A 13,851-nucleotide genomic window follows, 5' to 3' on the forward strand; every position below is an offset into this window, starting at 1 on the left:
CGTGTCTCCTCGGCGAGATCGCAGCACGCATCGGGCTGGTCAATAAATCTAGTTCAGGATGGCGACCGCAGCCAGACACCCCGGGCGGTCAGCGATCAGGCTATCAGTCGACGCCATTGCCGACCGGCCAGAAACCCCTGAAAATCGGCCAGGCTGAGGCAGTCCCGCCGCCAGCGCTGCAAACAGGCAGGCCCGCGATGTCCACTCATCCCGCTTTTACAACGGCTCCGCGCGACGTGGTGTTCATTGCCTACCCACGCCTGAGCCTGCTCGACCTCAGCGGTGCGCAAACCGTGTTCTGGGCGGCGAGCAAAGCCATGGCCGAGCGCGGGCAGCCCGGTTATCAACTGCACACCGCCAGCCTCAGCGGCGGTTTGATCCAGACCGTCGAAGGGCTGGCCATCGACACTCAGGCGTTGACCACGCTCGACAGCGCCGCGCTGGACACGCTGGTCGTGCCCGGCGCCCCTGACATTTGCGAGAGCCTCGACGAGCACCGCGAACTCACCGACTGGCTGCGCAGCCATGCTCACCTCGCCCGCCGCGTGGTTTCGGTGTGCAGTGGTGCGTTTCTGCTGGCTCAGGCCGGATTGCTCGATGGCCGCCGCGCCGCCACCCACTGGGCGATGTGCGACGCTTTGCGCGGTCGCTTTCCAGCGATCGAGGTGGATGCCGATGCGATTTTCATTCAGCAGGACAAGATCTGGACCTCGGCCGGAGTCAGCGCCGGGATCGATCTGGCGCTGGCACTGGTCGAGGCCGATTGCGGCCGCGACGTGACGCTGCAGGTCGCGCGGGAACTGGTGGTGTACATCAAACGCCCCGGCGGCCAGGCGCAATACAGCACGCTGCTGCAATCGCAGGCGCAGGACGCTGCGATGTTCGATGATCTGCACCTGTGGCTGATGGAGCGCCTCGGCGATCCGAATCTGACGGTGGAGCGCCTCGCCGAGCAAGCCGCGATGAGCCTGCGCAACTTCACGCGGGTCTACAAAGCGCGCACCGGGCGCACACCGTCGAAAGCGCTGGAGCTGTTTCGCCTCGAAGCGGCCAAACGCCTGCTGGAAAACTCCCCGCATAAGATCGAACGAATCGCCCGCCTTTGCGGCTTCAGCGATGAAGAACGTCTGCGCGCCTGCTTCCAGCGCCACCTGTCGATCTCCCCGCGCGACTACCGCAGTCGCTTCAGCCGCGATGGCTGAACCGCTATACCTACGTATAGTTTTGCCCGCTGGCCATCAGCGTATGGTGCAAGAACGACAGGAGTCACCAGCTCGGCCACCCGGCCCGGGAGCGTTATGCACAAGACGCATGTCATTGCAGTAGTGGACGACGACGAGGCCATGCGCACATCGCTGAGCAGCCTGCTGCGAGCGTCGGGTTATCGAGTGCTCGGCTATGCGGCGCCGGCGGATTACCTTGAATCGGATGGACCGGCGCAGACTGATTGTCTGATTTCCGATATGCAGATGCCGGGCATGAGTGGTTCGCAGATGCTGGATGCACTGCGGGCGCAAGGCTGGAGGATGCCGGTGATTTTCGTGTCGGCGCATCACGGAGATTTGCCTTGCGACAAGTCCCGAGCGACTGATGTCGTTGCCTGCCTGCGTAAACCCTTTGCGGCGGACGAGTTAGTTGCCTGGGTTGAGGTTGCACTGCGTACGCTCCAGGCTAGCGGAACTCAAAAAAACTGACCCACCGCAGTTACCTTTGTGGGAGCGAGATTGCTCGCGAAAGCGATCGCTTGATCAACGCCTCCCTTTGGCCATATTCCTCTTTCCACGGCGCAACGGCCCTGAGATCGGCCTAAACAGATTCGGGGCTCCTACATTTTGAAAAGGTGAGATGAGCAGGCACGTACAGCGCATAAACACGACTTGGCAATCACGTTTAAATTACACCGACTGTTACTGCAAAAAGCCTACAACGCCTTGCGCCGCTGCCTACCGGTACTTCAGAATCCGCCGGCTTGTGCGTCTAGGCTGCGGGTCCTATCGTTTGTCGGTCACTGAAACAGGTGATCGGGTTTGGTAGCCCGCAGTGTTAGATATACAGGTCTGCCCTCGAGATTTCTGTCTCGGATTTGCGGTGGCCATGTATAGGGCGTCCTAGGGCGCGCCGGATCCTAACACCCGGTCTACCAACCTGTGCATGGCCGCCACCCTTCGTTTGGTAGCGAAAGGGCGAAGCCTCCCTTGAATGTGTTAGGAGCTTCATCAATGTTCAAAGTAACGCCAAACCCGCCAGAAGCCGATTCGATCCCGTACGACCCCGCTCTGGAACCCCAGCGAATAAAAGACGCGGCCGCTCGTGCCATCAACTTTTACCTCGACCCTCAGACGCTCAAGACCACCATTCCCAAGCGCCAGCCGGGCAGGATCTTTCTCATCGATCCCACGGTGGACGAGGAAACGTTGCTCGTCGAAGCCTGTGAATCACTGGCCGCCGCCAATGACATGGCCCGTGAAATCGGTGGCGTGATCGACCATCCACAGCGTCGATCGCTGCTGATGTTGCAGCAGGTGATCATGTTGAGTGAGCTGATCGTCAATCGCGTGCTCGACAGCCGACGCGTGTCGAGCTAGCCGGCAACCCAGGCAGGAGGGGGCATGCTCCCTCACTGCCAGCGGACGCGCCACAGCCGTGGCGCGGCATTCCCATACTCAGACGCTCAAGCGGCTCTCACCGGAGTTTCAGCTGATGTCACAGACACCGTCCCATCCGCCGGTCACCGACCCGGTATCGCCTTACGAATCCTTTCATTCAAAAAAACTGCACGACGCCGCCGAGCGCGCGCTCGACCATTACCTCGCGCCGACCAATATCAACGCCACGCCCTACAGTCCCAACACCCTGTTTATGGTCAACCCGGAATCAGACACCGAATCGCTGCTGGTCAACGCCTGCGAATCCCTGGCCTCAGCCACGGTGATGCTCGGTGATTTCGCCGGGATGCTGGAGGGCTCACGGCGCAATACCCTGTTGGGCATCGCGCAGGTGGTCATGCTAGGAGAATTGGCCGTGAACAAAGCGTTGGATAACGTAGTGCCCACCGACTGAACAACGGCATCGGCCGTGCAGGCGTGCTGGCACCCTGCGCGGCGATGTTCGTTTCGAACAACACCTGGCCGGTATTCCCACCTCGCCCCCCATACCTTCGTATACCCCTCTTCCACCCATGCGTACCCCACGCACACCGATGGACAACTGCGCCCGCAGCCTCCCCGCCCTAGCATGGCTTTCGACAGCGAACGATTGAGCGCCAGGCAGTACGGCAACCAGTTGCGGCGGCCAGTGATCGTCACGCCAGAGTCCGCGTCGGGCTCAGGTGTCATCCATCCATCAGCGTCAGGGAGCACATTATGAAACAGCAATTATTGGTGATCGGTGCGGGGTTCGGCGGGCTGTGGAGTGCGCTGAGCGCTGCGCGTTTGCTGGATATGCATGACCGTCAGGATGTCGAGATCACCTTGCTCGCCCCGCAAGCCGAGTTGCGCATTCGCCCGCGCTTCTACGAGCCGGATGTGCACAGCATGTACGCGCCGCTCGACGCGCTGTTCGATGCGGTGGGTGTGCGTTTCGTCAAAGGCACCGCTGACAGCATCGACGCCGAGGCGCGCCAAATCGGTTACCGCGACGAGGCCGGGCGTCCGGGTCAACTGAGCTACGACCGGCTGGTTCTCGCTAGCGGCAGCCAGCTCGCACGGCCGCCGGTTCCAGGGCTCAAGGAGCATGCGTTCGATGTCGATCAGATCGAATCCTCGGCGCGTCTGGAACGCCATCTCATCGCCCTCGCCGACCAACCGGCCAGCGTTGCGCGCAACACCGTGGTGGTCGCCGGTGGTGGTTTCACCGGGATTGAAACCGCGACGGAAATGCCGGCGCGCCTGCGCGCGATTCTCGGTGAGGATCAAGATCTGCGCGTGATCATTGTCGATCGCAGCAAGGACATCGCCGCGACCATGGGCGACGGTATTCGTCCATCGATCATCGAGGCGTCCAATGAATTGGGTATCGAATGGATCGTCGACGCCAGCGTTGCTGCCGTGGATGCCAATGGCGTCACCCTCGCCGATGGCCGCCACATCGAAAGCCACACCGTGATCTGGACCGTAGGTTTCCGCGCCAGCCCGCTCACTGAACAACTCGACGCCGAACGCGATGGCCAAGGCCGCCTGCATGTCGACGGCAACCTCAAGGTGCAAGGCATCGATCATGTATTTGCCGCCGGTGATGTCGCTCGCGCCGCCACTGACGACCTCGGCAACTACGCGGCAATGTCTTGCCAGCATGCGATCAGCCTGGGCCGTTATGCCGGCAACAACGCCGCCGCCGATCTGCTCGGCGTCGCCCCGACAATGTACCGCCAGCCCAAGTACGTGACTTGCCTGGATCTGGGCGCCTGGGGCGCGGTGTACACCGAAGGCTGGGATCGTCAGCTAAAACTGGTCAGGGCCGAAGCCAAAGAGCTGAAGACGCAAATCAACACGGTGTGGATCTACCCGCCCGCCGCCGATCGTCGCGCTGCCCTCGCGGCCGCCGACCCGCTGATCCCGGTTGCCTGATTTCACCCTGCGTTTTAGCCCTGAGAACAAGGAGAACACCATGACCCTGCATCTGGATTCCTTCACCGCCAACCGCGCGGTAGCCCTGCAAAGCCCGAGCGAAGAACTGGTGCCGTCGCGCTACGCTCTGCGCCTGGGCGACATCGATGTGATGGTGATCAGCGATGGCGTGCTGCCGTTGCCGACCCAGACCATGTCGACCAACGCCGATCCCGCCGACCGAGCCGCCTGGTTCAAGGAAATGTACCTGGGCCCCGATGCGTTCGACTGGGCGCTCAACGTGCTGGTGGTGCGCAGCGGCGAGCAAGTCATCCTCGTCGACGCTGGTCTCGGTGGTCAGTTCCCCGGTTTCCCGCGCGCCGGGCAGTTTCCCAAGCGCCTGGCCGCTGCCGGGGTGGACCTCGCTGATATCACCGATATCGTCATCACCCACATGCACATGGACCACATCGGCGGCCTGCTGGTCGACTCGGTGAAAAGTCGTCTGCGTGAAGACGTGCGTATCCACGTCACCGCCGCCGAAGTGAATTTCTGGACCACGCCGGACTTCACCTACACCGACATGCCCGCGCCTGTGCCGGACGTCCTGCGCAGCACTGCCAACGCGTTCATCGTTCACTATGAAAGCAAGCTGCAGATCTTTGAAGACGAATGCCAGGTTGCTCCCGGCGTGGTCGCCAAACTCACCGGCGGGCATACGCCTGGCCACTGCGTGGTCTACGTCAACTCCGGCGGCGAGCGCCTGACCTTCGCCGGTGATGCGCTGTTCCCGGTGGCGTTCGATCATCCTGATTGGCACAACGGTTTCGAACACGATCCGGCGAAATCGGTGGAAGTCCGAGTGCGCATGCTCAGGGAAGCCGCCGCCAGCGGCGAACTGTTCGTCGCCACGCATCTGGCCTTCCCATCGGTGGGCCGAGTGGCGGTCAATGGCGATGCGTTCCGCTGGATTCCGGCGATCTGGGATTACTGATTGCGGGTCTGAAAAGCGTCGCCCGGCCACTTGCCGGGCGAAGCTGTTGCGGGCGACCTGAAGTGACTGCGCCGGCAAGGTTTTCCAGATCCTGAGAATCCTTGGAGAACCGCGTTCCAGAGCGTTTCGTTTCGCTGATCACCTGATCAGAAAATCCTTTGAATTTTTTTTGTCGGACAAAATCATTTACGTATGAGCGTAAGGAGGAACTCATGCGTAGCACCGATATTTTCGTCATCGAATACAAACTGCACGACCAGCCAAAATCATTCGTCATCCGCGCCAAGAGTATGCGCAACGCCGACGCTTGGCATTGGGCGAGCTGTGACGCCGGTATTGCGCCGATTCCAAAACCGGGCAAACCGCCGTTGAAAGTCGTTTCCAAACCCCAGGCCGAGCGCTACGGCATCACTGATGTGAAGTGGCGCGAAACCGCAGCACTGAACTGGACGGAGGCATAGTCAAACGGCGCGGCTCAAGCGACTCTGCATGTCAGCCAGGCGCCCCAGAACAGACTGCTGAAAAACCGCGTCGCCTCACCGAACCCCGCGTCATGCAACAACGCCTGAACCGCCGCCTCCGAGTGCGGCGGATCAGCGCCCTGCAAAATCTTCCCGAGTTTCGCCTGCACCTCCTCGGCGGTGGCGCCCTGCTGTCGCCAGCGCTGGCTCCAGGCTTGCAGCAGCAACGGCTGACTTTCGTAAGCGTAATGATTGCCAGCGACGATCAACGGCGCGCCAGGTTTGAGCCGGGCGTGAATGGATTGCAGGATCTGTTGCTTGGCCGTGTCGCCGCCCAAGTGATGCAGGACGCCGATCAGCGTCGCGGCATCGAAGGACGCGTCTGCCGGCAAGTCTTCGACATGGCCGAGATGTATTCGGGTTCTGTGCAGCAAATCATTGGCGCGCAAGTGCTCGGTGGCGGCATCCAGCATCGGCTCGGAAGGATCGACTGCAGTGAAATTCCAGCTTGGCTCCAGCGCGGCCATGGCGATGATTTCCTGCGCCGTGCCACCTGCGCCCACCACCAGCACTTTTGCCGGACGCGACGGGCCGAGGCTGGCGGCCAGCATGCAGGCGGAAAGATCGTGACAGGCATCGTAGCCGGCCAGGGCAATCCGGCTTTGCCTGGCGTATTCATTGGCTCTGGAGTTGTCGAATTTGCCGGCGGGATCGATGGCGGGTTGAGTCATGGTGATTCTCCTTGTCCTTCACGGGCACGCTACGCCATGAGCGAACAGAAGAAAAATCCAATGATTTCATGGGGGATATTCCGTTGGGGAATACGCCGGCCCGCCGTCGTCAGGTCTGCCGGGCCGCTCAGGTGCCTAACGTCAATCCATTGGCCGGCAAGGGCAGCGCAGTTTTGTAGCGCACCTGCTTGAGGGCAAAGCTGGAGCGGATGTTGGCGACGCCAGGCACCTTGGTCAGAAAATCCATCATGAAGCGTTCCAGCGACTGGATGCTCGGCACCAGCACGCGGATCAGATAATCCGGATCGCCGGCCATCAGGTAGCACTCCATGACCTCGGGGCGATCCGAGATCGCTTCCTCGAAATGCTGCAGCGCCTCTTCCACCTGTTTCTCCAGGCTGACGTGAATGAACACATTCACATGCAGCCCCAGCAGATCGGCATCCAGCAGCGTGACCTGTTCGCGAATCAGGCCCAATTCTTCCATGGCCTTGACCCGATTGAAGCATGGCGTCGGCGACAGGTTCACCGAGCGGGCGAGGTCGGCGTTGGTGATGCGCGCGTTCTCCTGAAGGCTGTTGAGAATGCCGATATCGGTACGGTCCAGTTTGCGCATGAGACAAAACCACCTGTTTTTTATGTTTATGCAGAATTTCTATCTGCAAATGGTCGCCAGCGCAACGAAACACAGAGAAATATTCTTCTTGGCCGCGCCTATGATTGTTGTAGGACAAGATTTCCTCTACCCAGGAATGACTGCCAGCTCACTACAAGAAATTCACAAGATCGAGCGTAGAAGCCATGACCCAAGCGTATGAACCGCTGCGCCTGCACGTCCCTGAACCCTCGGGCCGTCCCGGCTGTAAAACCGACTTTTCCTACCTGCATCTGACCGATGCCGGTACGGTGCGCAAACCTCCAATCGATGTAGAACCTGCCGACACCGCCGACCTGGCGCGAGGCCTGATTCGCGTGCTCGACGATCAGGGCAACGCCCTCGGCCCATGGGCTGAAAACGTGCCGGTCGAGATCCTCCGCAAAGGCATGCGCGCGATGCTCAAGACGCGCATCTACGACAACCGCATGGTCGTCGCCCAGCGCCAGAAAAAGATGTCGTTCTACATGCAGAGCCTCGGCGAAGAAGCCATCGGCAGCGCCCAGGCGTTGGCGCTGAACATTGATGACATGTGCTTCCCGACCTACCGCCAGCAAAGCATCCTGATGGCCCGCGATGTGCCGCTGGTCGACCTGATCTGCCAACTGCTGTCCAACGAGCGCGACCCGCTCAAGGGCCGCCAGTTGCCGATCATGTACTCGGTCAAGGACGCCGGTTTCTTTACCATTTCCGGCAACCTCGCCACCCAGTTCATTCAGGGTGTCGGCTGGGGCATGGCTTCGGCGATCAAGGGCGACACCAAAATCGCCTCGGCGTGGATCGGTGACGGCGCCACCGCCGAATCCGACTTCCACACCGCCCTGACCTTCGCCCACGTATACCGCGCGCCGGTGATCCTCAACGTCGTCAACAACCAGTGGGCAATTTCCACCTTCCAGGCCATTGCTGGCGGTGAGGCTACGACTTTCGCTGGACGCGGCGTCGGTTGCGGCATCGCTTCGCTGCGTGTCGACGGCAATGACTTCTACGCGGTCTATGCCGCTTCCGCCTGGGCTGCCGAACGCGCCCGGCGCAATCTCGGCCCGACCATGATCGAATGGGTCACCTACCGCGCCGGCCCGCACTCGACTTCCGATGATCCTTCCAAATACCGCCCTGCCGATGACTGGAGCCACTTCCCTCTCGGCGATCCGATTGCGCGCCTGAAACAGCACCTGATCAAGGCCGGCCACTGGTCCGAAGAAGAGCACGCCGCCGTTAGCGCCGAACTCGAAGCCGAAGTGATCGCCGCGCAGAAACAGGCCGAACAGTACGGCACCCTCGCCGGCGGCCAGATTCCGAGCGCCGCGACCATGTTCGAAGACGTCTACAAAGAGATGCCGGAGCACTTGAAGCGCCAGCGTCAGCAGTTGGGGATCTGACATGAACGATCACAACAACAATATTCAGTTGGAAACCGCCATGACCACGACCACCATGACCATGATCCAGGCCCTGCGCTCGGCCATGGATGTGATGCTTGAGCGCGATGACAACGTCGTCGTCTTCGGTCAGGACGTCGGCTACTTCGGCGGCGTGTTCCGCTGCACCGAAGGCCTGCAGACCAAGTACGGCACCTCGCGGGTGTTCGACGCGCCGATCTCGGAAAGCGGCATCGTCGGCGTGGCCGTCGGCATGGGCGCCTACGGTTTGCGTCCGGTTGCCGAAATCCAGTTCGCCGACTACGTCTACCCCGCCTCCGACCAGATCATTTCCGAAGCGGCACGCCTGCGTTATCGCTCGGCCGGTGAGTTCACCGCGCCGATGACCCTGCGCATGCCTTGCGGGGGTGGCATCTATGGCGGCCAGACCCACAGCCAGAGCATCGAGGCGATGTTCACTCAGGTCTGCGGTCTGCGCACCGTCATGCCGTCCAACCCGTATGACGCCAAAGGCCTGCTGATTGCCTCCATCGAAAACGATGACCCGGTGATCTTCCTCGAGCCGAAACGCCTGTACAACGGCCCGTTCGATGGCCATCACGACCGCCCGGTAACCCCGTGGTCGAAACACCCTGCCGCGCAAGTGCCGGATGGCTATTACACCGTGCCGCTGGACGTCGCCGCGATCACTCGTCCGGGCAAAGATGTGACGGTGTTGACTTACGGCACCACCGTTTATGTGTCGCAAGTGGCTGCCGAAGAGTCAGGCGTGGATGCCGAGGTCATCGACCTGCGCAGCCTGTGGCCGCTGGACCTGGACACCATCGTCAAATCGGTGAAGAAAACCGGTCGCTGCGTGGTGGTTCACGAAGCCACGCGCACCTGCGGTTTCGGCGCCGAGCTGGTGTCGCTGGTGCAAGAGCATTGCTTCCATCACCTGGAAGCGCCGATCGAACGCGTCACCGGTTGGGACACGCCCTACCCGCACGCGCAGGAGTGGGCGTATTTCCCAGGGCCGTCCCGAGTGGGTGCGGCGTTGAAACGGGTCATGGAGGTCTGAATGGGCACGCACGTTATCAAGATGCCGGACATCGGCGAAGGCATCGCAGAAGTAGAACTGTCGCAGTGGCACGTCAAGGTGGGCGATCTGGTGGTTGAAGACCAGGTGCTGGCGGATGTGATGACCGACAAGGCGATGGTCGATATTCCTTCGCCAGTGCACGGCAAAGTAATTGCGCTCGGTGGCCAGCCGGGTGAAGTGATGGCGGTCGGCAGTGTGCTGATCAGCATCGAAGTTGAAGGTGCAGGCAACCTTAAAGAGTCCGCCGCGCCTGTTGTTACGAAAGAGCCTGTTGCGCCGACAGTTGAAGCCGTCGTGGAGAGCAAACCTGTTGCAGCCGCGCCGCGCCCTGCCCCTGCTCCTGCCTGCCAAGGCCCGATGGTTGCTCGCGAAGCAGACGAACGCCCGCTCGCCTCGCCGGCCGTGCGCAAACATGCGCTGGATTTGGGTATACAACTGCGGCTGGTTCGCGGCACCGGCCCGGCCGGTCGCGTGCTGCACGAAGACCTTGACGCTTATCTGGCGCAAGGTCAGTCGAACGCTTCGGCGCCGGCCGCTGCCGCTTACGCCCAACGCAACGACGAAGAACAGATTCAAGTGATCGGCATGCGCCGCAAGATCGCTCAGCGCATGCAGGACGCCACTCAGCGTGCCGCGCATTTCAGCTACGTCGAAGAAATCGACGTTACCGCGATAGAAGAACTGCGTGCGCATCTCAATGAAAAGCACGGCGCCAGCCGAGGCAAGTTGACCTTATTGCCGTTCCTTGTCCGTGCACTGGTTGTGGCCCTGCGCGACTTCCCGCAGATGAACGCCCGTTATGACGACGAAGCGCAAGTCATCACCCGTCTCGGCGCGGTGCATGTTGGTGTCGCCACGCAAAGCGATGTCGGACTGATGGTGCCCGTGGTGCGTCACGCCGAAGCGCGCAGCTTGTGGGACAGCGCCGCGGAAATTTCGCGTTTGGCCAACGCCGCACGCAATGGCAAGGCCAGCCGCGATGAGCTGTCCGGTTCGACCATTACGCTGACCAGCCTCGGCGCATTGGGCGGGATTGTCAGCACGCCGGTGCTGAATCTGCCGGAAGTGGCCATTGTCGGCGTGAACAAAATCGTCGAGCGGCCGATGGTCGTCAAAGGCCAAGTCGTAATCCGCAAGATGATGAACCTCTCCAGCTCCTTCGATCACCGCGTGGTCGATGGCATGGATGCGGCGCTCTTCATCCAGGCCATCCGTGGCTTGCTCGAACAACCTGCCACTCTGTTTGTGGAGTAAGCCTGCATGCAATCTCTGAACACGACGCTGCTGATCATCGGCGGCGGCCCTGGTGGTTACGTCGCCGCGATCCGCGCCGGACAACTGGGCATCCCGACCATTCTGGTCGAAGGCCAATCGTTAGGCGGCACCTGCCTGAATATCGGCTGCATTCCGTCAAAAGCGCTGATTCATGTCGCTGAGCAGTTTCACCAGACGCAGCATCACAGCCAGCATTCGGCGTTGGGCATCAACGTTGCCGCGCCGACCCTGGATATCAGCAAAAGCGTCGAGTGGAAGGACGGCATCGTTGATCGCCTGACCACTGGTGTCGCGACACTGCTGAAGAAGAACAAGGTCCAGGTTGTCAACGGCTGGGCGAAAATCATCGATGGCAAAACCGTGGAAGTCGGCGATACGCGCATCCAGTGCGAGCATCTGGTGCTGGCCACCGGTTCGACCAGCGTCAACCTGCCGATCCTGCCGATTGGCGGGCCGATCATCTCCTCCACCGAAGCGCTGGCGCCGACGTCCGTGCCAAAATGCCTGGTGGTGGTCGGCGGTGGTTACATCGGCCTGGAATTGGGCATTGCCTATCGCAAGCTCGGCGCCGACGTCAGCGTGGTCGAGGCACAGGATCGCATCTTGCCCGCTTACGATGCTGAGCTGACGCAACCGGTACATGAAGCGCTGAAGCAACTGGGCGTGAAGCTGTACCTCAAGCACAGCGTGCTGGGTTTCGATGGCACATTGCAGGTGCGCGATCCCGAGGGTGAAACCTTGAACCTGGAAACCGATCAGGTGCTGGTCGCTGTTGGGCGCAAACCCAACACTCAAGGCTTCAATCTCGAAGCACTGAACCTGGACATGAACGGTTCGGCGATCAGGATCGACAGCCGTTGCCAGACCAGCATGCGTAATGTCTACGCCATTGGCGATGTCAGCGGCGAACCGATGCTCGCGCACCGCGCCATGGCCCAAGGCGAGATGGTTGCCGAGCTGATCAGCGGCAAAACCCGTGAGTTCAACCCCACCGCGATCGCTGCCGTGTGCTTTACCGACCCGGAACTGGTGGTGGTCGGCAAAACTCCGGACGAGGCCAAGGCTGCCGGGCTGGACTGCATCGTTGCAAGCTTCCCGTTCGCCGCCAACGGCCGGGCGATGACCCTGGAATCGAAAAGCGGCTTCGTGCGCGTGGTTGCTCGCCGGGATAATCATGTGATTGTCGGTTGGCAAGCGGTGGGCGTTGGGGTTTCCGAGTTGTCGACGGCGTTTGCGCAAAGCCTGGAAATGGGCGCGCGGCTGGAAGACATCGGCGGCACCATTCATGCTCACCCGACTTTGGGTGAGGCGGTGCAGGAAGCGGCGCTGCGTGCCCTGGGGCATGCGTTGCACCTTTGACAGATGCAACGCATGCCGCTGTGGCGAGGGGATTTATCCCCGCTGGGTTGCGCAGCAACCGCAAAATCGGCCACCGCCGAACGTCAGATATCTGAGCCAAAGGGGCCGCTTCGCAGCCCAGCGGGGATAAATCCCCTCGCCACAAGCTGCGAAACCGCTCAAGAATGAAGTATTGTTGTGCCCATCCAAAAAAACGTCAGAAGCCTTGAACCGTTTCGGCGGTTGTTCAGTGATAGAGGGTGTCATGGGTAACGAAAGCATCAATTGGGACAAGCTGGGTTTTGACTACATCAAGACCGACAAGCGCTATCTGTCGTACTTTCGCGATGGCGAGTGGGACAAAGGCACCCTGACCGAAGATAACGTCCTGCACATCAGCGAAGGCTCCACTGCCCTTCACTATGGCCAGCAGTGCTTCGAAGGCATGAAGGCCTATCGCTGCAAGGACGGCTCGATCAACCTGTTCCGCCCGGACCAGAACGCCCTGCGCATGCAACGCAGCTGCGCGCGTCTGCTGATGCCGACGGTCGACACCGAGCAGTTCATCGAAGCCTGCAAAGCCGTGGTTCGCGCCAACGAGCGTTTCATCCCGCCGTACGGCACCGGCGGCGCGCTGTACCTGCGCCCGTTCGTGATCGGCGTTGGTGACAACATCGGCGTACGCACCGCGCCCGAATTCATTTTCTCGATCTTCTGCATACCGGTCGGCGCCTACTTCAAGGGCGGCCTGACCCCGCACAACTTCCAGATCTCCAGCTACGACCGCGCGGCCCCACAAGGCACCGGTGCGGCCAAGGTCGGCGGCAACTACGCCGCCAGCCTGATGCCGGGCTCGAAAGCCAAGAAAGCCAACTTCGCCGACGCGATCTACCTCGATCCGATGACCCACACCAAGATCGAGGAAGTCGGTTCGGCCAACTTCTTCGGAATCACCCACGACAACAAGTTCGTCACCCCGAACTCGCCATCGGTCCTGCCAGGCATCACCCGCCTGTCGCTGATCGAGCTGGCGAAATCGCGTCTGGGCCTGGAAGTGGTTGAAGGCGACGTGCTGATCGACAAACTGGCGGACTTCAAGGAAGCCGGTGCCTGCGGTACCGCTGCCGTGATCACGCCGATTGGTGGCATCAGCTACAACGATCATCTGCATGTATTCCATAGCGAAACCGAGGTAGGCCCGGTGACCCAGCAGCTCTACAAAGAGCTGACTGGCGTGCAGACCGGCGACATCGAAGCGCCAGCGGGCTGGATCGTCAAAGTTTGAATTGACGGTTATTGATGTTGGAAAGCCCTCCATTGAGTGATGAATGGAGGGCTTTTTGCTGGGCTACAGAAGACCAAAAATCAAAAGACCGCAGCCTTCGGCAGC

Annotated in this window: 14 protein-coding genes; 12 read left to right on the forward strand and 2 right to left on the reverse strand. The window is 61.0% G+C overall.

The window, feature by feature from the left end; translation table 11 throughout:
• Positions 1–197 precede the first annotated feature (197 nt).
• The 7 genes from ACMYUN_RS03420 to ACMYUN_RS03450 all read left to right on the forward strand — a co-directional run bounded on the left by ACMYUN_RS03420 (position 198) and on the right by ACMYUN_RS03450 (position 5,999).
• A complete protein-coding gene (locus ACMYUN_RS03420; protein ID WP_039762189.1) occupies positions 198–1,202 on the forward strand; it encodes a GlxA family transcriptional regulator in 1,005 nt (334 codons plus the stop codon).
• Positions 1,203–1,298: 96 nt separating this feature from the next.
• Positions 1,299–1,694 (forward strand): response regulator transcription factor, encoded by a 396-nt coding sequence (locus ACMYUN_RS03425; RefSeq protein WP_415762871.1) that lies wholly within the window; start codon positions 1,299–1,301, stop codon positions 1,692–1,694.
• A 525-nt stretch (positions 1,695–2,219) separates the two neighbouring features.
• On the forward strand, positions 2,220–2,585 hold the full coding sequence (locus ACMYUN_RS03430; RefSeq protein ID WP_076563354.1) for a DUF6124 family protein: 366 nt from the start codon (positions 2,220–2,222) through the stop codon (positions 2,583–2,585).
• Between the two features lie 115 nt (positions 2,586–2,700).
• Positions 2,701–3,060, forward strand: a complete 360-nt coding sequence (locus ACMYUN_RS03435; RefSeq protein WP_415762872.1) for a DUF6124 family protein — start codon at positions 2,701–2,703, stop codon at positions 3,058–3,060.
• Between the two features lie 302 nt (positions 3,061–3,362).
• The gene (locus ACMYUN_RS03440) at positions 3,363–4,565 is read left to right on the forward strand and encodes an NAD(P)/FAD-dependent oxidoreductase (protein WP_415762873.1); all 1,203 of its coding nucleotides are present in this window, start codon (positions 3,363–3,365) and stop codon (positions 4,563–4,565) included.
• A 40-nt stretch (positions 4,566–4,605) separates the two neighbouring features.
• Complete coding sequence (locus ACMYUN_RS03445; RefSeq protein ID WP_415762875.1) at positions 4,606–5,538, forward strand: MBL fold metallo-hydrolase; 933 nt, start codon at positions 4,606–4,608, stop codon at positions 5,536–5,538.
• Positions 5,539–5,750: 212 nt separating this feature from the next.
• Positions 5,751–5,999, forward strand: a complete 249-nt coding sequence (locus ACMYUN_RS03450) for a DUF6555 family protein (RefSeq protein WP_310409244.1) — start codon at positions 5,751–5,753, stop codon at positions 5,997–5,999.
• 14 nt (positions 6,000–6,013) lie between these two features.
• On the opposite strand, the gene ACMYUN_RS03455 is transcribed toward ACMYUN_RS03450, so the two are convergent.
• Both ACMYUN_RS03455 and bkdR read right to left on the reverse strand, forming a co-directional pair.
• The gene (locus tag ACMYUN_RS03455; protein ID WP_415762877.1) at positions 6,014–6,730 is read right to left on the reverse strand and encodes a class I SAM-dependent methyltransferase; all 717 of its coding nucleotides are present in this window, start codon (positions 6,728–6,730) and stop codon (positions 6,014–6,016) included.
• Positions 6,731–6,857: 127 nt separating this feature from the next.
• Entirely contained in the window at positions 6,858–7,346 is a 489-nt protein-coding gene (bkdR, locus tag ACMYUN_RS03460) for a Bkd operon transcriptional regulator BkdR (protein ID WP_039762201.1), read from the reverse strand.
• Between the two features lie 185 nt (positions 7,347–7,531).
• On the opposite strand from bkdR, the gene ACMYUN_RS03465 reads away from it, so the two are divergent.
• From ACMYUN_RS03465 to ACMYUN_RS03485, 5 genes are all read left to right on the forward strand, one after another.
• Entirely contained in the window at positions 7,532–8,767 is a 1,236-nt protein-coding gene (locus tag ACMYUN_RS03465) for a 3-methyl-2-oxobutanoate dehydrogenase (2-methylpropanoyl-transferring) subunit alpha (RefSeq protein ID WP_101162558.1), read from the forward strand.
• Between the two features lies 1 nt (position 8,768).
• Positions 8,769–9,827 (forward strand): alpha-ketoacid dehydrogenase subunit beta, encoded by a 1,059-nt coding sequence (locus ACMYUN_RS03470; RefSeq protein ID WP_039762207.1) that lies wholly within the window; start codon positions 8,769–8,771, stop codon positions 9,825–9,827.
• On the forward strand, positions 9,828–11,102 hold the full coding sequence (locus ACMYUN_RS03475) for a dihydrolipoamide acetyltransferase family protein (protein ID WP_415762880.1): 1,275 nt from the start codon (positions 9,828–9,830) through the stop codon (positions 11,100–11,102).
• Positions 11,103–11,108: 6 nt separating this feature from the next.
• Positions 11,109–12,482 carry a dihydrolipoyl dehydrogenase gene (gene lpdA, locus ACMYUN_RS03480; protein WP_415762882.1) on the forward strand — a complete coding sequence of 458 codons (1,374 nt, stop codon included), beginning with the start codon at positions 11,109–11,111 and terminating at the stop codon, positions 12,480–12,482.
• Between the two features lie 244 nt (positions 12,483–12,726).
• The gene (locus ACMYUN_RS03485; protein ID WP_039762213.1) at positions 12,727–13,746 is read left to right on the forward strand and encodes a branched-chain amino acid aminotransferase; all 1,020 of its coding nucleotides are present in this window, start codon (positions 12,727–12,729) and stop codon (positions 13,744–13,746) included.
• Positions 13,747–13,851 lie beyond the last annotated feature (105 nt).

It is taken from the genome of Pseudomonas sp. CP4 (assembly GCF_047758505.1).
Lineage (GTDB): Bacteria > Pseudomonadota > Gammaproteobacteria > Pseudomonadales > Pseudomonadaceae > Aquipseudomonas > Aquipseudomonas fluorescens_AO.